At 71.9% G+C, this 24,197-nt stretch carries 22 protein-coding genes and 1 pseudogene; 10 read left to right on the top strand and 13 right to left on the bottom strand.

What is annotated here, in order from left to right; genetic code table 11:
* The 4 genes from BZB76_RS21875 to BZB76_RS21860 all read right to left on the bottom strand — a co-directional run bounded on the left by BZB76_RS21875 (nt 1) and on the right by BZB76_RS21860 (nt 3,434).
* The gene (locus BZB76_RS21875) at nt 1-762 is read right to left on the bottom strand and encodes a phosphotransferase (protein WP_121436312.1); all 762 of its coding nucleotides are present in this window, start codon (nt 760-762) and stop codon (nt 1-3) included.
* 74 nt (nt 763-836) lie between these two features.
* Nucleotides 837-1,658 carry an ABC transporter permease gene (locus BZB76_RS21870; RefSeq protein WP_121436311.1) on the bottom strand — a complete coding sequence of 274 codons (822 nt, stop codon included), beginning with the start codon at nt 1,656-1,658 and terminating at the stop codon, nt 837-839.
* Complete coding sequence (locus BZB76_RS21865) at nt 1,655-2,575, bottom strand: ATP-binding cassette domain-containing protein (RefSeq protein WP_121436310.1); 921 nt, start codon at nt 2,573-2,575, stop codon at nt 1,655-1,657. The genes BZB76_RS21870 and BZB76_RS21865 overlap by 4 nt, the downstream gene beginning before the upstream one ends.
* Before the next feature lie 166 nt (nt 2,576-2,741).
* On the bottom strand, nt 2,742-3,434 hold the full coding sequence (locus BZB76_RS21860) for an arsenate reductase/protein-tyrosine-phosphatase family protein (protein WP_121436309.1): 693 nt from the start codon (nt 3,432-3,434) through the stop codon (nt 2,742-2,744).
* A gap of 492 nt (nt 3,435-3,926) precedes the next feature.
* On the opposite strand from BZB76_RS21860, the gene BZB76_RS21855 reads away from it, so the two are divergent.
* The 3 genes and pseudogenes from BZB76_RS21855 to BZB76_RS36410 form a co-directional block, all read left to right on the top strand.
* Nucleotides 3,927-4,826 carry a hypothetical protein gene (locus tag BZB76_RS21855; protein ID WP_147449491.1) on the top strand — a complete coding sequence of 300 codons (900 nt, stop codon included), beginning with the start codon at nt 3,927-3,929 and terminating at the stop codon, nt 4,824-4,826.
* Between the two features lie 44 nt (nt 4,827-4,870).
* The gene (locus BZB76_RS21850; RefSeq protein WP_121436307.1) at nt 4,871-5,911 is read left to right on the top strand and encodes a beta-propeller fold lactonase family protein; all 1,041 of its coding nucleotides are present in this window, start codon (nt 4,871-4,873) and stop codon (nt 5,909-5,911) included.
* 373 nt (nt 5,912-6,284) lie between these two features.
* A pseudogene (locus BZB76_RS36410) lies at nt 6,285-6,401 on the top strand (3-oxoacyl-ACP reductase); the annotation flags it as partial.
* 51 nt (nt 6,402-6,452) lie between these two features.
* Here the strand turns inward: BZB76_RS36410 and BZB76_RS21840 are convergent.
* On the bottom strand, nt 6,453-7,238 hold the full coding sequence (locus BZB76_RS21840; RefSeq protein WP_121436306.1) for an IclR family transcriptional regulator: 786 nt from the start codon (nt 7,236-7,238) through the stop codon (nt 6,453-6,455).
* A gap of 92 nt (nt 7,239-7,330) precedes the next feature.
* On the opposite strand from BZB76_RS21840, the gene hutH reads away from it, so the two are divergent.
* Genes hutH through hutI form a run of 5 tightly spaced genes read left to right on the top strand, consistent with a single transcriptional unit; the run spans nt 7,331 to nt 14,361 of the window.
* Nucleotides 7,331-8,878: a histidine ammonia-lyase gene (gene hutH / locus BZB76_RS21835; RefSeq protein WP_121436840.1), complete on the top strand. Its 1,548-nt coding sequence runs from the start codon at nt 7,331-7,333 to the stop codon at nt 8,876-8,878.
* A gap of 40 nt (nt 8,879-8,918) precedes the next feature.
* The gene (hutU, locus tag BZB76_RS21830; protein ID WP_121436305.1) at nt 8,919-10,574 is read left to right on the top strand and encodes a urocanate hydratase; all 1,656 of its coding nucleotides are present in this window, start codon (nt 8,919-8,921) and stop codon (nt 10,572-10,574) included.
* Nucleotides 10,575-10,626: 52 nt separating this feature from the next.
* A complete protein-coding gene (locus BZB76_RS21825) occupies nt 10,627-11,826 on the top strand; it encodes an allantoate amidohydrolase (protein WP_121436304.1) in 1,200 nt (399 codons plus the stop codon).
* Between the two features lie 9 nt (nt 11,827-11,835).
* On the top strand, nt 11,836-13,185 hold the full coding sequence (locus BZB76_RS21820) for a formimidoylglutamate deiminase (protein ID WP_121436303.1): 1,350 nt from the start codon (nt 11,836-11,838) through the stop codon (nt 13,183-13,185).
* A 12-nt stretch (nt 13,186-13,197) separates the two neighbouring features.
* A complete protein-coding gene (hutI, locus tag BZB76_RS21815; RefSeq protein ID WP_211343128.1) occupies nt 13,198-14,361 on the top strand; it encodes an imidazolonepropionase in 1,164 nt (387 codons plus the stop codon).
* On the opposite strand, the gene BZB76_RS21810 is transcribed toward hutI, so the two are convergent.
* From BZB76_RS21810 to BZB76_RS21800, 3 genes are read right to left on the bottom strand one after another with little or no spacing between them, the layout of a single operon-like run.
* On the bottom strand, nt 14,349-14,843 hold the full coding sequence (locus tag BZB76_RS21810) for a flavin reductase family protein (RefSeq protein WP_121436301.1): 495 nt from the start codon (nt 14,841-14,843) through the stop codon (nt 14,349-14,351). The two genes, hutI and BZB76_RS21810, sit on opposite strands and share 13 nt — an antisense overlap.
* Complete coding sequence (gene sppA / locus BZB76_RS21805; RefSeq protein WP_121436300.1) at nt 14,828-16,531, bottom strand: signal peptide peptidase SppA; 1,704 nt, start codon at nt 16,529-16,531, stop codon at nt 14,828-14,830. Before sppA ends, BZB76_RS21810 begins: the two co-directional genes overlap by 16 nt.
* A gap of 50 nt (nt 16,532-16,581) precedes the next feature.
* Complete coding sequence (locus tag BZB76_RS21800; RefSeq protein ID WP_121436299.1) at nt 16,582-17,088, bottom strand: PaaI family thioesterase; 507 nt, start codon at nt 17,086-17,088, stop codon at nt 16,582-16,584.
* A gap of 83 nt (nt 17,089-17,171) precedes the next feature.
* On the opposite strand from BZB76_RS21800, the gene BZB76_RS21795 reads away from it, so the two are divergent.
* Nucleotides 17,172-18,029, top strand: a complete 858-nt coding sequence (locus tag BZB76_RS21795; protein WP_121436298.1) for an NUDIX domain-containing protein — start codon at nt 17,172-17,174, stop codon at nt 18,027-18,029.
* 178 nt (nt 18,030-18,207) lie between these two features.
* Here the strand turns inward: BZB76_RS21795 and BZB76_RS21790 are convergent, their stop codons facing one another.
* The 3 genes from BZB76_RS21790 to BZB76_RS21780 all read right to left on the bottom strand — a co-directional run bounded on the left by BZB76_RS21790 (nt 18,208) and on the right by BZB76_RS21780 (nt 21,422).
* Entirely contained in the window at nt 18,208-18,570 is a 363-nt protein-coding gene (locus tag BZB76_RS21790) for an ACT domain-containing protein (RefSeq protein ID WP_121436297.1), read from the bottom strand.
* A gap of 9 nt (nt 18,571-18,579) precedes the next feature.
* Nucleotides 18,580-20,808: a 1,4-alpha-glucan branching protein GlgB gene (glgB, locus tag BZB76_RS21785; protein ID WP_121436296.1), complete on the bottom strand. Its 2,229-nt coding sequence runs from the start codon at nt 20,806-20,808 to the stop codon at nt 18,580-18,582.
* Between the two features lie 395 nt (nt 20,809-21,203).
* Nucleotides 21,204-21,422 (bottom strand): hypothetical protein, encoded by a 219-nt coding sequence (locus BZB76_RS21780; protein WP_121436295.1) that lies wholly within the window; start codon nt 21,420-21,422, stop codon nt 21,204-21,206.
* 209 nt (nt 21,423-21,631) lie between these two features.
* Between BZB76_RS21780 and BZB76_RS21775 the strand changes: the two genes are divergently transcribed.
* A complete protein-coding gene (locus BZB76_RS21775; RefSeq protein ID WP_121436839.1) occupies nt 21,632-22,390 on the top strand; it encodes a GntR family transcriptional regulator in 759 nt (252 codons plus the stop codon).
* Nucleotides 22,391-22,400: 10 nt separating this feature from the next.
* Here the strand turns inward: BZB76_RS21775 and BZB76_RS21770 are convergent, their stop codons facing one another.
* Nucleotides 22,401-23,798 carry a maltokinase N-terminal cap-like domain-containing protein gene (locus BZB76_RS21770; RefSeq protein WP_246007109.1) on the bottom strand — a complete coding sequence of 466 codons (1,398 nt, stop codon included), beginning with the start codon at nt 23,796-23,798 and terminating at the stop codon, nt 22,401-22,403.
* Between the two features lie 52 nt (nt 23,799-23,850).
* A partial coding sequence (locus BZB76_RS21765; RefSeq protein ID WP_211343126.1) for an alpha-glucosidase C-terminal domain-containing protein occupies nt 23,851-24,197 on the bottom strand: 347 nt, incomplete at its 5' end.

Genomic DNA, 24,197 nt, shown 5'->3' with positions numbered 1-24,197 from the left:
TCAAACCCGCCAGAATGACGTGGGAAGAGCCCGGATTTCGGTCGCCGCCTGCTCCAGTTGCTCGGCGAAGGGCTGGAGAGACGCCTGGCCGCCGTCCACCATTCTGCGGATGATGGCCGCCTGCCGAAGGGCCCGGTCGACGATGACGTCCGCGAACGCGCCGCGGTCGCCGTCGTAACCGTAGGCGTCCAGCAGGAGATGCAGCCGCCGCGACCGGTCCTCGAACGCGGTGAACCCCTGGAACTCGGCAACGTGCCGGGCCTGCAGCGGCACCCAGGTCAGCGCCAGATGGGCCAGGTCGAACTCGCGCGACGAGGGCGCGGCGGTGTCCCAATCGACGAATCCGACGAGATCGTCGTCTCGCCAGACCGCGTTGTACGGCGAGGCGTCGTGATGGCCGATGACCAGGCCGGGCCGCCAGGTCCCGGCGAACCAGGTCGCGTCGCCGGGTGGGACGAAGGCCGCCGTGATGTCGTGCAATCGCCGCATCCACGCGGCGACCTGGCGCAGCGCCGTCGTCGAATGCGGCCACGGCGGCCAGGGATGGCGTTCGCCGATGGTGTCACCGTGCAGGAACGTCAGGACCTCACGGCCCTGATCGTCGAAGCCCAGGACCCGGGGGGCGCCGTCGAACCCGGCCGCCTCCAGATGCCGCAGAACCGCGTGCACGGTGCGCGTCCACGGGTTCGCCGGTCGGTGAACGGTGTCGCCGACGCGGACCCCGCCCACGTGCCTGCCACCGAGTAAGCGTTCCTCGTTCACCCTGGCGTTGTACCTCGCGGGCGCCGGGTCGCGCACTCGGTTTTCTGGCGCGCCATCTGGAGGCGGAACGGCGGTCAGGCGTCGCGTTGGCGGAGGACGGTGATTCCGCCCCACACCGCCGCCACCGTCCAGACCGCGAGGATCGCCAGGGCGGCGGCCACCGGATAGGGGCCGTCGCCGTTCATCAGGTAGCGGCCCGCGCTGCTCGGCAGGCCGTCCGCGACGTCCTTGAGCAGGTCCACCCCGGTGTTCGCCAGCGTGACCGGGAGTACCAGGACGAAGATGAACGCGGTCGTCAACGTCGCCGCGGTGCTGCGGAGCATTGCGCCGACGCCCATGACGAGCACGCTCATCAGCGACAGGTACAGGCCGATCGTCAACGCGTCGTGCACGAGGTCACCGGCGTCCACGTTTCCCCACCGGTCGAGCCGGAACCACGCGACCACCGAGCCGATCAGGGTGAGGAGCACCGCGGTCGGGAAGACGACCGCCACCGCGACGGCCGCCTTCGACAGCAGCATCCGGCCCCGGGGCGGCACCCACTGGAGCGTGGCCCGGATGCTTCCGGTCGCGTACTCGCCGGTGACCATCAGGAGGGCCAAGGCGAGCACCACGAACTGGACCGTCTCCACCGCACCGGTGGCGATGTCGCTGACCGAGACCACTCCGGGCGGCCCCTCCGGGCCCGGGTCCTTGTTGTTGCCCACCGTTGCCTCGGCCATGATCAGGGAGACCAGCCCCATCAGCAGGCCCGCGCCGAACAGGCCCCACCAGGTGGAACGCAGCGACCACAGCTTCGTCCACTCCGCGGCCAGCGCGCCGGGAAGGCCCCCGCCGGACGGGGCGCCCGGCAGGCGGCCGGTCCCGACGCCCGGCGGTTCGACACCTGTGATCATCGTTGCGCCTCCGCCGTTGCGGTGCCGTACTCCACGCTCGCTCCCGTCAGGTTCATGTACGCCTCCTCCAGGGACGCCGTCACGGCGCTCAGTTCGAGCACCGGGACCGAGATCTCATGGGCCATCAGGCCGACCCGTTCCACGGACAGTCCCGTGACCTGCAGTTCTTCGTCGGTCGTGCGTCGCACCGCGGCGCCGACCGCGGCGAGCCGTGCCGCCAGCTCGGACGCGCGGGGGCTGCGCACGCGGACGCCGTCGCCGGAGCCACGGGCGATCACGTCCCGGATCGACGCGTCCGCGAGCACGCGGCCGCGGCCGAGGACGACGAGCCGGTCCGCCGTCAACTGCATCTCGCTCATGAGATGCGACGACACGAACACCGTGCGGCCCTCGGCGGCCAGGCCCCGCATCAGCCGCCGGACCCACAGCACCCCGTCCGGGTCGAGCCCGTTCACCGGCTCGTCGAACATCAACACCGCCGGATCGCCGAGCAGGGCCCCGGCGATGCCCAGCCGTTGCCGCATGCCCAGCGAGAACGAGCCGACGCGCTTGCCCGCGACCGACTCGAGTCCGACGATCCCCAGCACCTCGTCCACCCGCGGCCGGGGTATCCCGTTGCTGCGCGCCATCGCCAGCAGATGCGCCCGCGCCGAGCGGCCGGGATGCACGAAGCCCGCGTCGAGCAGCGCCCCGACCTCGCGCAGCGGACGCGGCAACCCCAGGTACCGGCGCCCACCGACCAGCGCCTCACCCGCCGTCGGACGATCCAGCCCGACGATCATGCGCATGGTCGTGGACTTCCCGGCGCCGTTCGGACCGAGGAACCCGGTGACCTTTCCCGCCGCCACCTCCACCGTCACCCCGTCCACCGCGGTCTTGTCCCCGAACCGTTTCGTCAGTCCCCGCAAAGTGATCACTCGGGTTCTCCCGCCCGATCGTCCGACTTGGCGAGAACGAAACTAGGCGCGCGGAGACGGCCGTCGCATCGTTCCAACGCCAGCCGTCCCCCCTGCCGTTCGTCAGGAGTTCACAGCCGCGACGCCCGACTTCCGGCAGGTGCGCCGCCCCCGCGGAACGGTCCGATCAGACCGCGGTGCCGGACCCCGGCGGGGTGGTGATGGAGGAGAGCCACTCGATGCGCTCGGCGAGTTGCCCGAAGACCTCCTCGAAGATCTCCTCGGTGTCGACGGGCCCCGGATCCGGCACCGACCAGTGCGCGCGGCGGGGCGCGGGGCCGAGGTGCCGGTAGGCGTTGTCGCACACGGCGACCAGCAGGTCCGTGGGAGTCAGCACATCGTCGACATGCGCGGTGTCGTGGCTCTGCAGCCGCAGCCCGTGCCGGTGGGCGGTGCTGACGGCACGGGGGTGGACGCGCGGCGCGGGATCGATGCCCGCGGACGCGACCGGGATCGTGGAACGGTCCGCCCAAAGGGCGGCGGCGAGCGGCGAGCGGGCCCCGTTGCGGGTGCAGACGAAGACCACCCGCGGAACCGTCAGCGGCGCGATGGGATTCAGCGCCCGCAGCGCGGCGGGGATCAGCCGCACATAGGTGCGGCGCCGGTCGGCCTCCGAGCGCGTCCGCCCGACGAGGCCCGCGTCCTGGAGCACGCCCAGATGGTGGGCCAGCAGGTTGGACGGCATGCCGAGGGTGCGGCCGAGCTCCCCCGGAGCCACGTCGCCGATCATCAGTGCCTCGACTATCGCCAGCCGTGCCGGATCGCCCAGCGCGTGATGCGCGGCGGCCCGCCCCCGAAGCGATGATGGGTCAATCGCCATTGAGTCAATCCTCGTTGATGTGTTTTCATGCGTCAAGGCCGCCGTCCGACGGCCAGCTCCCCGCCCCGGAGGCTCTCATGCCTGACGATCCGCCCCGCCATCGTCGTGCCCGGTTCAGGGTGATCCCGCCGCGCTGACGCGAGCGCCGCGGTCCCCTGGCCCGCACCGTCCGGCGAGACGAACGCTCCTTCGCCGTTCTCATGACCTTCACGCCCCGCCGGGACCCTGACGCGGGGCGCCTCACGCGATCGGCGTGACCCGCGGCCCGGCCCGATGCCCGGCCGCCGCGCCAACACGCCATTTCCTGCTGCCCCGAACAATATGGAAATGGCCGCTTCCGCTGATCGTTTTATCGAGAGATGTATTTCGCCTGCCCGATTGCACCGCCATTCATGACTTTTGGCATTGGCAGGCATTGCCCTTTCTTTTGGGGGCGTCCGGGTCTACCTTCGCGTTGTCCGAACACATCGACCGTGATTGGCGGTTTTCGTGATGAGTCAGATCTCGCGGACGGAATGGGCGGGCCGGTGGGACACCATGGTCCAGGCTCCGACCCTGACCAAGCTGTACTGGCTGCTGCGGGTCGGAGTGGCCGTGGAATACATAGGACACGGGTGGGCGGGCCTGAGTCGCTCGCGGGCCTGGCTGCCCTACTACGACCTGTTCGGCATCTCCGCCGACTTCGCGCTCGACTACATGTTCTACATCACCGGCACCATCGACATCACCGTGGGACTGCTCGTCCTGTTCTGGCCGGCCAGGATCCTGCTCCTGCACGCCACCGTGTGGGGAGTGTTCACCGCGCTGCTGCGCCCCACCGTCGGCGAGGGCTGGTGGGAGTTCCTGGAGCGCGGCGGCAACTACGGGATGCCCGCCGCCATGCTGATCCTCGTCGGGCTGGGCGGCTGGTCCGTCCGCGGCTGGCTCCAGCGCGCCGACGCGCCCACCGCCGTGACCGACCGCACCCTCGACGCGGCGCACTGGGCCGCCCGCGGCGGCCTGGCCCTCCTGCTCATCGGCCACGGCGGATTCGGGGCGTTCGAGAACAAGCCCTACTGGTACGACTTCTTCGACTTCTTCGGCATCACCCGTTCCACGGTCGATTCCGCGAATCTCATGGTGGTGTTCGGCACTTTCGAGATCATTCTCGGACTGGCCGTTCTCTTCGCGCCCGGACGGGCCCTGCTGCTCTTCGTCCTCGGTTGGAAACTTTTCACCGAACTGCTACGACCTCTCGTCGGGCAGGAATGGTTCCAGTTCGTGGAACGCGACGGCGACTACGTGCTGCCGGTCGCCCTGATCCTCATGTCCGTCCTCTACGCCGAATCCCTTCGACGACGCGCACCCGCCGCCCCGCCGGACCCTGAACCGAGAAGCACGTCCATCCGGTGAATTCGACAGGAGTCCGCCCGGCTACCGAAAGGAAAGAAACCGCGATGTCCTCCCGCAACCGTGACTGGAAAACGCGTCTCGCCTCGCTCGCCCTCCTGGCCGGCGCCGCGCTCTGTACGACGAGCCCCCTGACCGTCCCCGCCGCCCACGCGGATCGCGTCGACGGTCACGGCGCCACGGTGACCCGTCCGTCCTACAAGCCGGTCGTGCTGGCCACCATCGCCGTCGGCCTCAACCCTCGCGCGGTGGCGTTCGATCCCGACTACGAGACCGCCTACGTCGCCAACGCCGGATCCAACACCGTCTCGGTCGTCGACGTGGAGGAGCGGAGGGCGATCGCCACCATCGACGTCGGGACGTTCCCCTACGGTGTCGCGTTCGTGCGCGACGGCGCGTACGCCTACATCCCCAACCGTGACTCCGACGACCTGTCGGTCATCGACACCCGCACCCGGAAGGTGGTCAAGACCGTCGCGGTCGGCGACGCCCCCCGCTGGGTCGCCCTCGCCCCCGGCGGCCGCCACGCCTACGTCAGCAGCACGGGATCCGGTGAGATCACCGTCATCGAGACCAAGACCCACACCGTGACCGCGTCCATCCCCGTCGGCAAGTCGCCCCGTGGCATCGCCTTCACCCCGGACGGCCGCTTCGCCTACTCGGCCAACTCCGACTCCGACGACGTGTCGGTCATCGACACCCGAAGCCAGAAGGTCGCCGCGACCATCACGGTCGGCGACGAACCCCGCGGCGCCTTCGTCACGCCGAACGGCCGGACCCTCTACGTCTCCAACACCATCGGCGGGACGGTCTCGGTCATCGACACCCGCACGCGGACCGTCACCGACACCATCACCGTCGGCACCAACCCACGCGGCATCAACCTCCACCGCCGTGGCCCCATCGCCTACGTCGCAAACTCCGGCTCCGACACCGTGTCCATCTTCGACACCCGCACCAACTGCGTCCTCGGCGACGTCGCCGTGGGCGACGACCCCCGCTGGACCGACGCGGGCCCGAACGGTGACTACATCTACGTCACCAACACCGGCTCCCACTCGGTCTCGGTCGTCACCGTGAAGCGCTGACCACCCACAGCCGACCACCCACAGCCGACCACCCGCAGCCGACCGCCGCGCCGGGCGTCGCGACCTCCCCGAACCGGGACGGCCGCGACGGCCCGGCGCGGCGACCGCGCTCGACCACATACGACCGGACGAGTCGGTACCGGGGCCACCCGGCGGCGAGGGAGTCCGTGGGCGCCGGTGGCAGGATCGCCCCGGCGAAGCACGGGCCTGGCGGGTGGGGCCGTCCACGCCCACAACAACGCGGCGATCCAGGACCACGACGCCACGATCGAGAAGGCGACCCCCGAGGCCCACGAGCGCGTCTTCGCGGTCAACGTGCGGGCGCCGCTCCTCATCACCCAGCGTGCGCTGACCCGGACGCCCCGAGGCCGCGCGCGACGTCGCGCGGATGACCGCCCCCGGACGGCCCGGCGAGGCCGTCGACATCGCCGCCGCCGTGACCCTCCTCGCCTCCGACGGGGCGCGCTGGATCACCGGGCAGACCATCGAGGTCAACGGCGGCCCGTCCCTCGGCCCGACCGGGGACCGCCGACCCGGGAGGTCAGGCTCCGGACGGTCGGGGCGCGGTCTCCGGGGGGCGTCCGGTCAGACGGGTCGTGAGGGCGGCGGCCGTGGTGCGGACGCGGGCGGCCAGCGCCGGCCAGGCCTCCTCCGGATGGTCGTCGCGGCGGAAGGTGACGGTGATCGCGGCGGTGGGATGGCCGGTGTGGTCGAACACGCAGGCCGCGATGCTGGCGAACCCCTCGGTGATGTGGCCGTCCTCGACCGCCCAGCCCCGCTGGGCGTCCTCGGCCAGAACACGGCGCAGCTCCCGCAGCGACTGCGGGCCCCGGCCCGTGCGGTTGACGAAGCGGCCGGGCAGCAGGGCCCTGACCTGCGCGGCCGACAGGTGCGCGAGCATGGAACGGCCGCTGGCGGTGAGATGGGCGGGCATCCGGACGCCCACGTCGGTGACCAGGGTGGCGTGCCGCGGCGGCTGCTCCTTGAGCAGGTAGAGCGTCTCCGAGCCGTGCAGGATGCCCAGCTGGGCGATCTCGCCGACACCGTCGACGAGGCGGCGGAGCAGCGGGCGGGCGAGACGTTCCAGGGGCTCGTGACGCAGGTAGGCGGAGCCGATCTCGAAGGCCGCGACGCCCAGGCCCCACCGGCGTTCCTCGGGGATGTAGGTGACGAAACCGTCGTCCGACATGGCCGTGAGGAGGTGGTACGTGCTCGACCGCGGCAGGTCGAGGGCGCGGGCGATCGTGGACGCGGGAAGCGGGCCCGGGGCGGCGGCCAGCAGGCGCAGCACCGCCAGGGCCCGGCGGGCGGCCGGTACCTGGGACATGGTCGTATTGTCTCGAATCTGAGACAGGTTGAGCGTCCGGGGTCTCGTAAGAGCCGCATTGGGGGGCTGGAATGGTGGGCATGAGCGTGAACATGGGGGACGAGGGCGGCGTCCGGGTCGGACCCGAGGCGTTGGGCTTCGCGCAGGTCGTGGCCGTGGCGCGGGACGGTGCGAAGGTCGCGTTGACGGACGAGGCGCTGAAGCTCGTCGCGGAGTCCCGGGCACATGTGGAGCAGCTGGCGGAGCGTCCGACGCCCGTCTACGGAGTCTCCACCGGGTTCGGGGCGCTCGCCACCAGGCACATCGCTCCGGAGCAGCGGGCGCAGTTGCAGCTGAACATCGTCCGGTCCCACGCGGCGGGGTCGGGCCCGGAGGTCGAGCGGGAGGTCGTCCGGGCACTGATGCTGCTCAGGCTGCGGACGCTCGCCACCGGCCGGACCGGCGTCCAGCCCGTGACGGCCCGGACGTTCGCCGCGCTGCTCAACGCCGGGATCACACCGCAGGTCTTCGAGCACGGCAGCCTCGGCTGTTCCGGCGATCTCGCGCCGCTCGCCCATGTGGCGCTCGCGTTGATCGGCGAGGGGCTGGTGCGGGACGCCGCCGGAGAGTTGAAGCCCGCGGCGCAGGCGCTGGACGAGGCCGGGATCGCGCCGGTCACTCTGGGCGCCAAGGAGGGCCTCGCGCTGCTCAACGGCACGGACGGGATGCTCGGCATGCTCGTCCTCGCGATCGAGGACCTGCGACGGCTGCTCACGGCCGCGGACGTGGCGGCGGCGATGAGCGTGGAGGCGCTGCTCGGCACCGACCGCGTGTTCGCCGCCGACCTGCAGGAGCTGCGGCCGCATCCGGGCCAGGCGGCGTCCGCGGCGAACCTGCGGGCGCTGCTCGGCGACTCGGAGATCATGGAGTCGCATCGCGGGCCCGACTGCACCCGCGTGCAGGACGCCTACTCGCTGCGCTGCGCCCCCCAGGTGAACGGCGCGGCCCGTGACACGCTGGCGCACGCCGAACTCGTCGCGGGCAGGGAACTGGCGTCCGCCGTCGACAACCCGGTCGTCCTGCCGGACGGACGGGTCGAGTCGAACGGCAACTTCCACGGCGCGCCCGTCGCGTACGTGCTGGACTTCCTCGCGGTGCCCGCCGCCGACGTCGCCTCGATGTCGGAGCGGCGCACCGACCGGATGCTCGACAAGGCCAGGTCCGCCGGGTTGCCCGCGTTCCTCGCCGACGACCCGGGCGTCGACTCCGGGCACATGATCGCGCAGTACACGCAGGCCGCGATCGTGTCCGACCTGAAGCGGCGCGCCGCCCCCGCGAGCGCCGACTCGATCCCGAGTTCGGCCATGCAGGAGGACCACGTGTCGATGGGCTGGAACGCGGCCCGCAAGCTGCGCCGGTCCGTGGACGGGCTCGCCCAGGTCATCGCCATCGAGATCCTCACCGCCGCGCGGGCCCTCGACCTGCGCACCCCGCTGCGTCCGGGACCGGCGACCGCCGCGGTCGTCGCCAAACTCCGGGAGGCCGTGCCGCCGCCCGGCCCGGACCGCTATCTCGCCCCGGAGATCGCCGCCGCGACCGCGATGGTCCGGGACGGCTCACTGGTCGCGTCCGCCGAGGCCGTCACCGGCCCGCTCGCCTGAAGCCGTCCGCCTGAAGCCCGCTCTCCCGAAGGAGCACCAGATGTCAGGTCCACGTCCCGTCCGCGCGCCGCGCGGCACCTCGCTGACCGCCGCCAAGGGCTGGCCGCAGGAGGCCGCCCTGCGCATGATCCAGAACAATCTCGATCCGGAGGTGGCCGAGCATCCCGACGAGCTGGTCGTCTACGGCGGGACGGGGAAGGCCGCCCGGAACTGGGACGCCTTCGACGGCATCATCGCGTCGCTGGCGGACCTGGAGGGGGACGAGACGCTCCTCGTCCAGTCCGGAAAGCCGGTCGGGATCTTCCAGACGCACGAGTGGGCGCCCCGGGTGCTGATCGCGAACTCCAACCTCGTCCCCCAGTGGGGGACATGGGAGGAGTTCCGGCGGCTGGAGTCGCTCGGACTGACGATGTACGGGCAGATGACCGCCGGGTCGTGGATCTACATCGGCACGCAGGGCATCCTCCAGGGCACCTACGAGACGTTCGCCGCCGTCGCGGAGAAGCGGTTCGGCGGCTCCCTCGCCGGGACGATCACGCTGACCGCCGGGCTCGGCGGGATGGGCGGCGCGCAGCCGCTCGCCGTCACGATGAACGGCGGTGTCGCGATCTGTATCGAGTGCGACCCGTCCCGCATCGACCGCCGCGTCGAGCACCGGTACTGCGACGTGCGGGCGGAGAGCCTGGACGAGGCGCTGCGGCTCGCGGAGGAGGCGAAGGCGACGCGGCGGGCACTGTCGATCGCGGTGCTCGGCAACGCCGCCGAGATCGTCCCGGAGCTGCTGCGGCGGGGCGCGCCGATCGACATCGTCACCGACCAGACCAGCGCCCACGACCCGCTGGCGTACCTACCGGTCGGCGTCGCGTTCGAGGACATGGCCGCCGAGCGCGACAAGGACCCGGCCGCGTTCATCGAGCGGGCCCGGACGTCGATGGCCGCACACGTCGAGGCGATGGTCGGCTTCCAGGACGCGGGCGCGGAGGTCTTCGACTACGGCAACTCGATCCGCGGGGAGGCGCAGCTCGCCGGGTACGAGCGGGCGTTCGACTTCCCCGGGTTCGTGCCCGCGTACATCAGGCCGCTGTTCTGTGAAGGCAAGGGGCCGTTCCGGTGGGCGGCGCTGTCGGGCGACCCGGCGGACATCGCGCGGACCGACCAGGCGATCCTCGACCTGTTCCCCGACAACGAGCCGCTGACCCGCTGGATCAAGATGGCGGGGGAGCGGGTCCACTTCCAGGGCCTGCCGTCCCGGATCTGCTGGCTCGGCTACGGCGAGCGCGACAAGGCCGGTGAGGTGTTCAACGACCTGGTGGCGCGCGGCGAGATCAGCGCGCCGCTCGTCCTCGGCCGCGACCACCTCGACTGCGGGTCGGTCGCCAGCCCGTACCGGGAGACCGAGGGCATGGCGGACGGTTCCGACGCCATCGCCGACTGGCCGCTGCTGAACGCGATGCTGAACACCTCGTCCGGCGCGACCTGGGTGTCGATCCACCATGGCGGCGGTGTCGGGATCGGCCGGTCGCTGCACGCGGGCCAGGTGTGCGTCGCGGACGGCACGGCCCTCGCCGGCGAGAAGCTCCGGCGTGTCCTGACCAACGACCCGGGCACGGGCGTCATGCGGCACGTCGACGCCGGGTACGACAGGGCCGTGGAAGTCGCCGATGAGCGGGGTGTGCGCATCCCCATGCGCTCATGAGCGCAGCGAACCGGGGGGGTGTGGGGGGCGTCCCCCCACAAGGGAGACGCTCATGAGTTTTGAGGAGATGTGGGCGGCTTTGCTGCCCATCGGGCGGGACGGCGCGACCGGCGGCTATGACCGGTTCGCGTGGACGCCACCGGAGCTGGAGTGCCGCGCCTGGTTCCTGGACGAGGCGCGGCGCCGCGACCTGGACGTCGAGCACGACGCGAACGGGAACATGTTCGCCTGGTGGTATCCGGACGGCGTCCCCCGCGAGGGCGCCGTCCTGACCGGGAGCCATCTGGACTCGGTCCCGGGCGGCGGCGCGTTCGACGGGCCGCTCGGCATCGTGTCCGCGTTCGCGGCCGTCGACCTGCTGCGGGAACGCGGTGTCACGCCGCGGCGGCCGATCGGGATCGGCGCGTTCGCGGAGGAGGAGGGCGCGCGGTTCGGCGTGGCGTGTCTGGGGTCGCGGCTGCTGGCCGGGGCGATCGACCCGGCGCGCGCCCGCGGCCTCACCGACGCCGACGGCCACACCTTCGCCGAGGTGCTGCACAACGCCGGAATCGACCCCGACGCGATCGGCCTCGACGCCGGCCTGCTCCGCCGCATCGGCTGCTATGTGGAGCTGCACGTCGAGCAGGGCAGGGCGCTCACGAAGCCGGTCGGGGTCGCCAGCGCGATCGTGCCGCACGGCCGGTGGCGGTTCGCGTTCGCCGGCGAGGGCAACCACGCCGGGACGACGGGCCTACCGGACCGGCGCGACCCCATGCTGCCGTTCGCTGCCATGGTCATCGCGGCGCGGGAGGCGGCCGAGCGCAACGGCACCGTCGCGACCGTCGGGAAGGTCCGGGTCGTTCCGGGCGGGGTGAACGCGATCGCGTCGTCGGTCACCGGCTGGCTGGACGCGCGAGGCCCGGCGGACGACGCCGTCCGGCGGACGGTCGCGGAGGTCGACGAGGCCGCCAGGGTCGCCGCGCGCCCGCACCGGGTGAGCGTCGAGCTGGCCGAGGAGTCCTACTCCGAGGTCGTCGACTTCGACCACACCCTGCGGGACCGGATGGTGAAGACGCTCGGCGGCGCCCCCGTCCTGCCGACCGGCGCGGGACACGACGCGGGGATCCTGTCGGCGCGGGTGCCCTCGGCGATGCTGTTCGTCCGCAACCCGACCGGGGTGTCGCACGCGCCCGCCGAGTTCGCCGAACCCGCGGACTGTCTGGCCGGGGTGGACGCCCTCGCCGCGGTACTCGACGACCTGGCCCAGGGGTAGGAATCCGAAATGCAGTGGTATGCCCAGCTGGCCTGGCTCGGTGACCGGGTCGCCGCCGACGTGCTCATCGAGGCGGACGGCGAGCGGATCGTCCGGGTCGAGTCCGGCGTCCCCGCCCCGCAGGACGCGCGGCGGCTGACCGGCCTGACGCTGCCCGGTCTCGCCAACGCGCACTCGCACGCCTTCCACCGCGCGCTCCGCTCCCGCGTCCAGGCCCACTCCGGGACGTTCTGGACGTGGCGCGACCAGATGTACAAGGTCGCCGACCGGCTCGACCCCGGCACCTACCGGACGCTCGCCACCGCCGTGTTCGCCGAGATGGCCCTCGCCGGGATCAGCTGTGTCGGCGAGTTCCACTACCTGCACCACCGGCCCGGCGGCGCCCCCTACGCCGAGCCGAACGCGATGGGCGAGGCGCTGATCGCCGCCGCCGCCGACGCGGGCATCCGGATCACGCTGCTGGACGCCTGCTATCTCACCGGCGGCATCGACCGTCCGCTCAAGGGGTCGCAGCTCCGCTTCGGCGACGGCACGGCGGGCGACTGGGCCCGCCGCGTCGAGAGCCTGCGCGAGAGGACCGCGAAGGCGGGGCTCTCCCACGCCCGGGTCGGCGCCGCGATCCACTCCGTCCGGGCCGTGCCGCGCGAGCAGCTCCGGGCGGTCGCGTCGTGGGCGCAGGGGCACCGCGCGCCGCTGCACGTCCACCTGTCCGAGCAGCCCGCCGAGAACGACGCGTGCCTGGACGCCTACGGCATGACCCCGACGCGGCTGCTCGCCGAGTCGGGGGCCCTCGGGGCGCTGACCACGGCCGTCCACGCGACGCATCTCACCGAGGACGACATCGGCCTCCTCGGGACGACGACGACCGGCGTGTGCATGTGCCCGACCACCGAACGGGACCTCGGCGACGGCATCGGCCCGACCCGAGACCTCGCGGGCGCCGGTTCGCCGATCTGCCTCGGCTCCGACCAGCACGCCGTCATCGACCTGTTCGAGGAGGCCCGCGCGGTGGAACTGGACGAGCGGCTGCGCACCCAGGCCCGCGGCCACTGGACGGCCCCGGAACTGCTCACCGCCGCCACGTCCAACGGCCACTACGGGCTCGGCTGGCCGGAGGCGGGACGGCTGGAGCCCGGCGCGTACGCCGACCTCGTCACCGTGGCACTCGACTCGGTGCGGACGGCCGGTTCCATACCCGACCACGCCGCCGAGGCCGCCGTGTTCGCGGCGACCGCCGCCGACGTCCGGCAGGTGGTCGTGTCCGGGCGGGAGATCGTCCGCGACGGGCGGCATCTACTGGTCGACGACGTACCCGCGGCGCTCGCCGAGGCCGTCGCCGCCGTGACGAAGGACACGTGAGAGGCTGCCGTGGTGAGCACAGTCATCGCGAACATCGGGGAACTGGTCACCAACGACCCGGCCGTCGGTGACGGCCTCGGGATCGTCCGGGACGCCGCGCTGGTGATCGACGACGGCAGGGTCGCGTGGACGGGCCCGTCCGCGGACGCGCCCGCCGCCGACACCTGGTTCGACGCCAAAGGACGGGCCGTCCTGCCCGGCTTCGTCGACTCCCACGCCCACCTCGTGTTCGCCGGGGAGCGCGCCGAGGAGTTCGCCGCGCGGATGAGCGGTCAGAAGTACGACGGCGGCGGCATCCGGACGACCGTGGAACGATCCCGGGCCGCGTCCGACGACGACCTCCGCGCCACCCTCCGCCGCCTCATCGACGAGATGGCCCACCAGGGCACCACGACCGTCGAGTGCAAGTCCGGTTACGGGCTCACGGTCGAGCAGGAGGAACGCGCCGTCCGCATCGCCGCGGAACTCGCCGACGAGGTCACCTACCTGGGGGCCCATGTCGTCCCCGTCGAGTACAAGGACGACACCGCCGGGTACACGCGCCTGGTCGCGACGGAGATGCTCGCCGCCTGCGCCCCGCACGCCCGCTGGGTCGACGTGTTCTGCGAGAAGGGCGCCTTCGACGCCGACCAGGCCCGGGAGATCCTGCGCGCCGGGATCGCGGCGGGGCTGAGTCCGCGCGTGCACGCGAACCAGCTCGGCCAGGGGCCCGGCGTGCAGGTCGCCGTGGAGGTGGACGCCGCGTCCGCCGACCACTGCACGTTCCTCAGCGACGCCGACGTCGACGCGCTCGCCTCGTCCCAGACGGTGGCGACGCTCCTGCCGGGCGTCGAGTTCTCCACCCGCCAGCCGTACCCGGACGCCCGCCGTCTCCTCGACGCGGGCGCCACCGTCGCGCTCGCCAGCGACTGCAACCCGGGGTCCTGCTACAGCTCCAGCATGGCGTTCTGCGTCGCGGTCGCCGTCCGCGACATGCACATGACGCCCGCGGAGGCCGTGTGGGCCGCGACGGCGGGCGGCGCCCGCGCCCTGCGCCGCACCGATGTCGGGCACCTCGGGGTCGGCGCGCGCGCGGACGTCCACGTCCTCGACGCCGCGTCCCACATCCACCTCGCCTACCGTCCCGGCGTCCCCCAGACCGCCGCCGTGTGGAAGGCCGGAACTCAGGTCAAGTAACGCCGGTTGACCCTGACCAGGGGTTTCGCATCGCGGGTGATGTAGTCGGCGGCAAGGACCTCCGCGACGAACAGCGTGTGGTCGCCCGCCTCCACCGTCTGCCGGGTCGCACATTCGAGGGCGGCCACGCCGCCGTCCGGGACGAGGGCGTCCGTGCGCGGGCCGCGGTGGTGGGGAGCGCTCGCGAGGAGGATGCGGGCGCTCGGACGGCCCTCGGCGGCGAACCGCCCGGCCAGGGCCCGCTGCTCCGAAGCCAGAACGGTCGCCGCCCAACGGCTCTGCCGCAGCAGCACCTCCGTCAGGTACGACGACGTCGTCACGCCCGCCACCACCAGCGGCGGGTCCAGGGACACCGACATGAACGACGTGACCGTCGTGCCGAGGTCGTCGCGGCCGTCGCGGACGGTCAGCACGACGACGCCCGTGGCGAACCCGGCGACGGCCTCGACGAAGCCGGTCGCGGCGGTCAGCGGACCTCCCACGGCCCGGTCAGCGTCAGCGGACCCGCGGCGGGCAGGCCGAGCCGGGCGGCGAAGCCACCGAGGGAGCCCCAGCCGTCGAAACGCGCGGACGCGGCGGTGCGGTCCTCGCTGGACTCCGGCGGGCGGAGCCGCTCCAGCGGCGACACGTGCGGGTAGACCCGGACGGGGGCGTCGACGGCGAGGCCCGCCTTCTTCCGGGCCAGGTCGAGGGCCGTGTCGATGCCGCCGAGCACGTCGACCAGGCCGCCGTCCTTGGCGTCGGCACCCGTCCACACCCGGCCCCGGGCCAGCTCGTGGACGCGTTCGCGGGTCAGGCCCCGGCCCTCCGCGACCTTCGCGGTGAAGTCGTCGTAGATCCGGTCGAGGGCCGCGTTGACGCGCTCCCACTCGGAGTCGCTGAAGTCCTTGGTGGCGCTGGACATGCGCGCGTGGTCGCCGACCGCGACGCTGCCGAGCGTGACACCGATCCGGTCCAGCAGGCCGTTCACCACGGCCTTGCCGGTCACGACGCCGATCGAGCCGGTGAGGGTGCCGGGCTGCGCGACGATCGTGTCCGCCGCCATCGCCACGTAGTAGCCGCCGGACGCGGCGACATTGCCCATCGACACGATCACCGGCTTGCCCGCGCGGCGGGCCAGCACGACCTCCCGCCAGATGGCGTCGGACGCGACGGCCGAGCCGCCGGGGCTGTTCACCCGGAACACGATCGCCTTGACCCGCTCGTCCTTCACGGCGGCGCGGAACGCGGCGCCGATCGTGTCCGAGCCCATCGCGGGACCGGAGTTCGGCAGCGGGCCGCCACGGCCGCTACGGCCGAGCCGGATCGGGCCATGCCCGTTGATCAGCGCGACGGCGTCCTGCCGTCCGGGCTGCGGCAGCCTGCTCGCCAGGCCGTGCGCGCGGTTGTACCGGGCGACATACCGGAGCTGCGCCTGCTCGCCGAACTCCTCGCGCAGGTCGGCGTACACCTCGTCGCGGTAGGCGAGACGGTCGACCAGCTTCTCGGCCAGGGCCTCGTTGGCGAGGAACGGGCCGCGGTCGGTCAACGCGCGGACCGTCTCCTCCGGAAGCCCGCGGCCCGCGGCGATCCCGGCGACGATCTGCTCCCCGAGCGAGGCCACGAGCCGCTGCGACGACTCCTCGTGCTCGGGCGTGTAGCTCTTCTCCATGAACGTGTTCGCCATGGTCTTGTACTCGTGGCGCTTGGCGAACCTCGGCTCCACGCCCGCCTTCTCCAGCGCGCCCGCGAGGAACGGCTCCTCGAGCGCGAGCCCGGTCAGGCCGACGTCGCCCGTGGGCTGGAGGTAGACCTTCTCGCAGACGCTCGCCAGGTAGTAGGGGACGGTGCCGCGCCCGCCCTCGCCGTAGGTCTCCGCCCACGCGACGGTGAGTTTGCCCGCGTCCCGCAGGGCCTGGACGGCCTCGCGCACCTCCTGGACGAGCGCCAGCCCGATCCCGCCGCCGACCTTCATGACCAGGGCGCGCACCCGGGTGTCGGACCGGGCGCGGCGCAGGCCGTCCAGGACGTCGCGCAGACCCGTCCGGCGCATGGACATGATCGCCGAGATCGGGTCGGTCGGCGCGGTCTCCACGATGCCCTCGGTGAGGTCCAGTTCGAGGATCAGCGGGGCCGTCCGCCGGTCGCGGGCCTGCTTGATGACGTTGACGACTGTGCCGGGATCCACCATGGGCCCAGCCTATGCGCTCCGACAGGGACGCTCCGGTGGTCCGCGGTCGGTCAGACGGAGAACGCCTTGTTCGGGACCACGCTCGCGGACGCCTGCGCCACCGCGCGTCCGGCGGCGTCGTGGATCAGCGCGTTGGAGACCATGCGGGTGCCGCCCGGATGCAGGCAGGTGCCGGTGACCGTGTAGGTGGCGTCCGCCTGGACGGCGCGCAGGTAGTCGACGTTCAGGTGCAGCGTCAGCATCGGCGTGAAACGCGCGCAGGTGCTGCTCGCCGCGAGACAGGACGCGTTGTCGAGGATCATCGCGATATAGCCACCGTGGACGGAGCCCGCCGGGTTGCACAGCCTCCCGGACGGCGTCCAGGTGATCTCGACACGGCCCGGTTCTGCGGACGCGACGGCCTGCCCGATGTGCTGGGCGACGTCGGAGAACTCCGGGACGTGACCGTCCGCCATGGCCTGGATCATTTCGGCGCCCGACAGCCTGTTCCACAGGTCGAGCATCCGCTGGTCCACGTCCAGGCCCGCCTCGACGCCCAACTCGCCCTCCCCGGTCATGCCGACCCTTGGATGCTATGCGGTGACCGGGCCGGAGGTGTTGTGCCGTTCATCACGGCCGTCGCACGGCTATCGTCGAAGCCATGGGCGACGGGGACGGCTGGGCCGACTGCGATCTCGGGCACACCCACTGGGGACGGTTCGGCGCCGCGGGCCTGCTGGCCTACCACCGCGACGCCGACGGCCAGGTGTGGGTGCTGTTGCAGCAGCGCGCGTGGTGGGGCCTCGGCGGCGGGACGTGGGGCATGTTCGGCGGCGCGCTGCACAGCCACGAGGACGCCGTCACGGGCGCGCTGCGGGAGACGTCCGAGGAGTGCACGCTCGACGTCACGGCCGTGAACGTGCACGGCACCACCGTCGAAGACCACGGCGGCTGGTCGTACACGTCCTTGACCGGATCGCTGCCCGAACTCCTCCCGGTCGAGCCCGCGTCGCGGGAGACGCGCCGCGCGGAGTGGGTGCGCGTGGAGGAGGTCACCGACCGCAAGCTGTTCGAGCCGTTCGCGCGGTGCTGGCCCGGACTACGCGACGCGATGAAGAGCCTGGTCCTGGTCGTGGACGCGGCCAACGTCGTCGGCGCCCGAGCCGACGGCTGGTGGAAGGACCGGGCGGGCGCGAACGCGCGGCTCCGCGACGACCTGAAGGTCCTCGACGCGGGGGTGCGGGGCCTGCCGGGCGGGCTCGTCCCGTTCGACGCCTGCTTCCCCGAGGTCGTCCTGGTGGTCGAGGGCGCGGCCAGACGCGTCGCGGACGAACCGGCGAACGGGATCCAGGTCGTGGCCGCGCCCGGCAGCGGCGACGACAAGATCGTGGACCTCGTCCGCAACGCGGGGCCGGACACCGTCCCGCTGGTGGTGACGGCCGACCGGGAACTCCGGGCCCGCTGCGAGGCCGCCGGCGCCACCGTCACCGGCCCCCGCTGGCTCCTCGACTGTATTTAATGCAGGAACGGCCCACTTCGCTCGCCTGGCGGCTCGCTACGTGACCGTTCCTGGGGCGAACGCGGCATCGCTTCGCGATCCGCCGGCTGCGCTCGCCTTCGGCTTCGCTCCGCCGGGCGGGTAACGCGTTCGCGCGCGGGCTGAGGTCACGTCGAAACAGGTGGTTCTGGGCGGGTTATCAGGGCTCTACGCGGTGGCCTGCGTCGCGGAGGGCGGTGGTCGCGTTCTTCAGGTGGTGCTCGGGGACCAGGACGAGGTCGGCGTGGTAGGTGGACGCGACGAATACCGGGACCTCCGCGTCGGCGAGGGGGCCGACGATCGCGGCGAGCATTCCTGGAGTGTCGACGCCGTGGGCGGTGTCGCCGTAGAAGCCGACCCAGCGTTCCGCCTCCGTGAACGGTGACGCGTCCCGGATCACGGTGAGGCCCTCGGGGGCGCGTACCAGGGCGATCCACTCGTCGTCCTCGGGCAGGGTGACGTTCGGGAGGTGCTCCACGACGAACTGGGACGGGACGATCCGCAGGCGCTGCGCAGTACTCATCGCGACACCCTATTCAGGGACGAGCCACACCGCCCCTAGTGGTGGGACCCGCAGGACCGCCGACGCGGGCAGACCGTGCCAGGGTTCGTCGGTCGCCTCCACGCGTCCCAGGTTCCCGACACCGCTGCCGCCGTAGTCGTAGGAGTCGGTGTTGACGATCTCGCGCCAGCCGCCCGCGCGGGGCAGCCCGAGCCGGTAGTTCTCGTGCGGGTTCCCCGCGAAGTTCACGACGCAGGCGACCACCGGCGGCTCGGGGTCCAGGGACGCGCCGTAGCGCAGGTAGGAGAGGGTGTTGCCGCCCGCGTCGTTGCCGTCGATCCAGCGGAAACCCTCGTGGTCGCTGTCGCGCGTCCACAGCGCGGGCAGGTCGCGGTAGGCGCGGTTCAGGTCGCGGACGAGTCTCTGCGTTCCGAGGTGGTGCGCGCCCTCGGCGGCGTTCTCCAGCAGCCACCAGTCGAGCGGGCGTTCCTCCGCCCATTCGGCGCCCTGCCCGAACTCCTGGCCCATGAACAACAGCTGCTTGCCGGGATGCGACCACATGTAGGCGAGGAGCGCGCGCAGCCCCGCGAACTGCTGCCACGCATCGCCCGGCATCTTGCTCAACAGCGAGCCCTTGCCGTGGACGACCTCGTCATGTGACAGCGGCAGGACGTAGTTCTCCGAGAACGCGTACACCAGCGAGAACGTGATCTCGTTGTGGTGGTAGTGCCGGAACACGGGCTCGTGGCGAAGGTATTCGAGCGTGTCGTGCATCCAGCCCATGTTCCACTTGAACCCGAAGCCGAGACCGCCGAGATGGGTGGGCCGTGACACGCCGGGCCAGGCCGTGGACTCCTCCGCGACCGTCATGACACCCGGGTTCCGCTTGTAGACGGTCGCGTTCATCTCCTGGAGGAACGAGATGGCCTCCAGGTTCTCGCGGCCGCCATAGATGTTGGGCGCCCACTCGCCTTCGTTGCGCGAGTAGTCGAGGTACAGCATCGAGGCGACGGCGTCCACGCGGAGCCCGTCGATGTGGAACTCCTCCAGCCAGTACGACGCGTTCGCCACCAGGAAATTGCGGACCTCGGCGCGCCCGAAGTTGAACACGAGCGTCCCCCAGTCCGGGTGTTCGCCGCGCATCGGGTCGTCGTGCTCGTACAGGGCCGTCCCGTCGAAGCGGGCCAGTGCCCATTCGTCCTTGGGGAAGTGGGCGGGAACCCAGTCCATGAGGACGCCTATACCGGCCTGGTGAAGCCGGTCGACGAGATGGCGGAAATCGTCGGGGGACCCGAACCGTGACGTCGGCGCGTAGTACGACGTGACCTGGTAGCCCCAGGACGGCCCGTAAGGGTGCTCCGCGACCGGCAGGAGTTCCACATGCGTGAAACCCATGTCGCGCACGTACTCGGTGAGTTCCTCCGCGAGTTCCCTGTAGCCGAGCCCGGGGCGCCACGAACCAAGATGCACCTCGTACACGCTCATCGGTTCGTGCAACCAGTCGCGGTCCTTGCGGGCGTCCATCCATTCACCGTCGTCCCATTCATAGGACGAGGTGAAGACGCGGGACGCCGTGGCGGGGGGCTGTTCCGTGTACTGCGCCATCGGGTCGGCCTTCGTGCGCCGCACGCCGTCCGCGCCGAGGATCTCGTACTTGTAGCACTGCCCGTCACCGACATCGGGGACGAACAACTCCCAGACACCGGTGGAGCCGAGCGACCGCATCGGGTGGGCGCGGCCGTCCCAGTGGTTGAAGTCGCCGACGACGCGGACGCCGCGCGCCGTCGGCGCCCACACCGCGAACGTCGTTCCCGTGACCGTGCCGAACGCGGACGCGTACCCGTGGACCCGGGCGCCGAGCGCCCGCCACAGCTCCTCGTGCCGTCCCTCGCCGATCAGGTGCAGGTCGAGGTCCCCGAGCGTCGGCAGATGCCGGTACGGGTCGTCCTGGACGTTCTCGGCGCCGTCCCCGTAGGTGACCGCGAGCCGGTAGTCGGGGGTGGCGAGGGGCGCCTCGCCCGCGTCGGCTCCGGACAGGGACGTGCCCTCGGGCAACGTCCCCACGAACAGGCCCTCGTGGAAGTGCCGGAGCGGATGCCGGTCCCCGTTCGGCAGGACGACCTCGACGCGTTCGGCGAGCGGCCGCAGCGCCCGGACGGTCACGCCGTCCTCGCCGGGATGGGCACCGAGCACACTGTGCGGGTCGTGATGGTCCCCGGCGACCAGCCGGTCGATCTCCGCCCGCGTGACCCGTGGCATGACCTCGCAACTCCCGTCCGCCGGACTTTTTACCCGAGTAGGGATGCCCCGAGATACGCCGGTCTCACGTCCGGACCGCACCTGTTTCCAGGAGCTTGAAGATTCGGAGGGAACACACCCGGTCAGGGGCCTCGGTCGCTGCCACGGTCAACGGGAGACGGTGATTGCGACCGCACGGGCGGCGCGACTCATTGTCGAGGGGGTCGCGCCGATTGCACCGCCCGTGCGGCCACGTCTACCTGGCCCCAGTGGTGACATCGACCACACCACCGTGAACTCCATTCCTGTGTCACCTCAACGACACAGGTATCTGTCGTATCGGCATGTCCCGTCCGGCACGCCCGCGCCCGCGGACGGCGCCGCACCGTTCCACGTCCGTTCCCGACGACCGCGCTTCACCTCTCTTCGCGCTCCTGGCGCGTCTGGTCGAGCAGCAGCCGGCGAAGGCCCACAGAGTCGTCCGCGGCCACCGTCATCGCGAGTCCCGCCTGGAGTTGGGCGTCACTCAGGTCACCGCTGCGGGTCGCGTAGTAGCGTCCCGCGTCGCTCCGCCAGACCTGCCAGCCCGGGTACTCCTCCTGGATGGCCGCCTTCAGATCGTCGAAGTCGCCCATCAAGGTCGTCCTTTCCCCGAGGCCGCTCTTCTGTATACAAAAGTCTTACTCGGTCCGAGAAGTGTCAAGCTGTCCGTAAGCGGACCGTGCCCCCGCGGATAGCGCGTGGAAGGTATGGATCACTGGAGGGCGGGCCAGGATCGAACGCCGCGTCGAACGACCTGTCGTACGGCTGGTGGGCGCGCCCCGACGAAGGGAAGGTGACGCCGGTGCCGGACCGTCCCGCCTACCTGCGCATCGCCGACACGCTGCGAGAGGGGATCCGGGACGGCAGCCTTCCGCCAGGGACCCGGCTGCCGACCATCGCGGAGTTGTGCGAGGTCCACGGCGTCTCCGAGATCGTCGTGCGACAGGCCGTCGCCCTGCTGCGCGGGGAGGGTCTCGTCGAGACGCGCCGCGGCGGTGGCACGCTCGTCAAGGTCGTCCCCCCGGCCCGCCGGGTGGCGATGGACCGCTACCGGGCGGTCACCCGGCCGCTCGCGGTGCCCGAGACCACCTTCACCCGCGACCAGAAGATCACCTGGGAGGAGTACCGGCTCGACCGGCAGTTCACCCGGGTCCGGGCCGACGACGATCTCGGCGCCCTGTTCGAGCTGCCGACCGGCACCGAGCTGCTGCGCCGCCGGTTCGTGTTCTACGCGCGCGGCGAGCCGCAGCAGATCTCCGTCAACTACCTGCCGTGGTCGCTCGTCGAGGACACGCCCGTGGCCGACCCGGCGCGCGAGCCGTGGCCCGGCGGGACGCTCGCGCAGCTCGCCTATCTCGGCCATCCGCCGACGCGCGTGGAGGAGTCCGTCCGCTCCCGGATGCCGACCCCCGAGGAGGCGGAGACGCTCGGCATGTCGGGCGGCGTGCCCGTCCTCGCGATCACCCGCCGGCTGCTGTCGCGTGCCGCCGTGATGGAGGTCTGCCGCGACATCGTGCTGCCCGCCGACCGCGTCGTCCTCGACTACTCCATCGACCTGTGAACCGGGCCGGTCAGTGCGCGAGGTGGGCGAGCGACCGCAGCGGGACGGGCAGCCACGACGGACGGTTGCGCGCCTCGTAGTGGATCTCGTAGACGGCCTTGTCGAACTCGAACGCCCGCACCAGCGCGGCGTGCGCGGCCGGGTCGGGTCCGCCCGCGGCGGCGTAGCCGTCGCAGAACGCGGCCCGGTTCCGTTCCGCCCACGCCCGCGCGCGCAGCTCCAGCGCCTCGACCGTGTCCGGCGGCAGGTCGGTGTCCCGCGCGATCAGGTACCGGGCCGCGTACTCGAACGAGCGGAGCATTCCGGCGACGTCCCGCAGCGGATGCGCGGGCGCGCGGCGCTCGGCGGGCGTGCGGCCCGGCTCGCCCTCGAAGTCCAGCAGCATCCAGCCGGTGTCGGTCCGCATCACCTGGCCGAGGTGGTAGTCGCCGTGCACGCGCTGCACCGTCAGGGCGTGCGCGTCCGCGGCGACCTCGTCGAACACCGCGCGGATCGCGGGGGCGTGCGGGCGTATCTCGGGGACGGCGGCGCTGACCCGGTCGAGATGCTCGTTCATCGCGAACACGGTGTCGCGGACGTCCTCGGGCGTCCGCCGCGTCACACCGAACGCGGCGGCGAGATCGCGGTGCACCTCGGCGGTCGCCGCGCCGAGCCGTTCCGCCTCGGCCGCGAAGTCGCCGCCGGCGGCGCCCGCGTCGCTCGCCGTGACCTCCGGGAGCGGGCCGGGCTGTGACGGCTGGGCGAGCCAGTCGCGGACGCTGGTGAGCGCGAACCGCCAGCCGTCGGTGGCGCTGCGCAGGAACTCCGAGACGAGCGCCAGCGTGACGGGCTCGGCGGCGCCACCGGGCCCGGGTTCCAGCTCGATCCACCCGTGCACGGCCGGGACGTGCGCGCAGCCCTGGCGGCCGAGCGCCAGGTTCACCTCCAGGTCAGGGTTGACGCCGGGGGACAGGCGGCGGAACAGCTTGCAGATGTAGGCGTCACCGAAGATCAGTGAGGTGTTGCTCTGCTCGGCGGCGGTGGGCGTGCCGTCCAGGTCGGTGCGAATCTCGGCACCGGGCGCGCGGTGGAACCGCAGCGGCCCGACCGTCGCCTCGTCCGCCATGAGGGCGAGCAGCGGACGGGTGAGCTCCGGGTCGTGGACGGCGTCGTAGACGTGCCCGTCCATCGCGTGCCCGCCGAGAGCGTGCCCGTCGGTAAGGCGTCCGATCTCGACGTGGCGAAGCCGGTCGGGCAGGTGGCGGCGGGTGCCGAGGAGAACCTGGTAGTGGTCGGTGGCGCCGTTCTGGTGGACGTCGAGGACGAGGTGGTGCAGGCCGGGGTCGCCGATGCGCAGCTGGGTGGCGGTGCCGATCGTCAGCTCGTCGATGGGTCCGTCCTTGCCGCCGAACCATCGCTGTGTGGGCAACCAGCCGGACAGGAGCCGGATAAGAGAAGGGCCGGACGGCGGCACTGCTATCTCACACTCCTTCTCCTGATTCGTGGTCCGCGGGCGGCGGCAACAGGAACCAGTAGAAACCGTGGCCGGGCAGGGTCAGCAGATAAGGCAACTCGCCGATGGCGGGGAACTGGACGCCGCCCATGCACTCGATCGGCGTCGAACCGCGGAAACGCCGCAGATCGAGTTCGACCGGCTGCGGAAAGCGCGACAGGTTGTTCACGCAGAGGATGGTGTCCATGCCGCCCCACTGGTTCGTCTCCCCCTCCTCGAACTCGCGGGTGAAGGCGAGGACGGAGGGGTTGGAGGCGGAGAGTTCGACGTAGGTGCCGACGCCGAAGACGGGGTGGCGTTGGCGGATTTCGATCA

The organism is Actinomadura pelletieri DSM 43383, from assembly GCF_003634705.1.
In the GTDB taxonomy this organism is placed as follows: domain Bacteria; phylum Actinomycetota; class Actinomycetes; order Streptosporangiales; family Streptosporangiaceae; genus Spirillospora; species Spirillospora pelletieri.
This window is presented reverse-complemented; position numbering and strand designations above follow the sequence as displayed.

Excerpts from the sequence above, each read along its gene's own strand:
- BZB76_RS21850 (WP_121436307.1), top strand. The coding sequence starts at position 4,871 with ATGTCCTCCCGCAACCGTGACTGGAAAACGCGTCTCGCCTCGCTCGCC.
- hutH (WP_121436840.1), top strand. The coding sequence starts at position 7,331 with ATGGGGGACGAGGGCGGCGTCCGGGTCGGACCCGAGGCGTTGGGCTTC.
- BZB76_RS21825 (WP_121436304.1), top strand. The coding sequence starts at position 10,627 with ATGAGTTTTGAGGAGATGTGGGCGGCTTTGCTGCCCATCGGGCGGGAC.
- glgB (WP_121436296.1), bottom strand. The coding sequence starts at position 20,808 with ATGCCACGGGTCACGCGGGCGGAGATCGACCGGCTGGTCGCCGGGGAC.
- BZB76_RS21870 (WP_121436311.1), bottom strand. The coding sequence starts at position 1,658 with ATGATCACAGGTGTCGAACCGCCGGGCGTCGGGACCGGCCGCCTGCCG.
- BZB76_RS21820 (WP_121436303.1), top strand. The coding sequence starts at position 11,836 with ATGCAGTGGTATGCCCAGCTGGCCTGGCTCGGTGACCGGGTCGCCGCC.
- BZB76_RS21780 (WP_121436295.1), bottom strand. The coding sequence starts at position 21,422 with ATGGGCGACTTCGACGATCTGAAGGCGGCCATCCAGGAGGAGTACCCG.
- BZB76_RS21840 (WP_121436306.1), bottom strand. The coding sequence starts at position 7,238 with ATGTCCCAGGTACCGGCCGCCCGCCGGGCCCTGGCGGTGCTGCGCCTG.
- hutU (WP_121436305.1), top strand. The coding sequence starts at position 8,919 with ATGTCAGGTCCACGTCCCGTCCGCGCGCCGCGCGGCACCTCGCTGACC.
- BZB76_RS21800 (WP_121436299.1), bottom strand. The coding sequence starts at position 17,088 with ATGACCGGGGAGGGCGAGTTGGGCGTCGAGGCGGGCCTGGACGTGGAC.
- sppA (WP_121436300.1), bottom strand. The coding sequence starts at position 16,531 with ATGGTGGATCCCGGCACAGTCGTCAACGTCATCAAGCAGGCCCGCGAC.
- BZB76_RS21795 (WP_121436298.1), top strand. The coding sequence starts at position 17,172 with ATGGGCGACGGGGACGGCTGGGCCGACTGCGATCTCGGGCACACCCAC.
- BZB76_RS21855 (WP_147449491.1), top strand. The coding sequence starts at position 3,927 with ATGAGTCAGATCTCGCGGACGGAATGGGCGGGCCGGTGGGACACCATG.
- BZB76_RS21860 (WP_121436309.1), bottom strand. The coding sequence starts at position 3,434 with ATGGCGATTGACCCATCATCGCTTCGGGGGCGGGCCGCCGCGCATCAC.
- BZB76_RS21790 (WP_121436297.1), bottom strand. The coding sequence starts at position 18,570 with ATGAGTACTGCGCAGCGCCTGCGGATCGTCCCGTCCCAGTTCGTCGTG.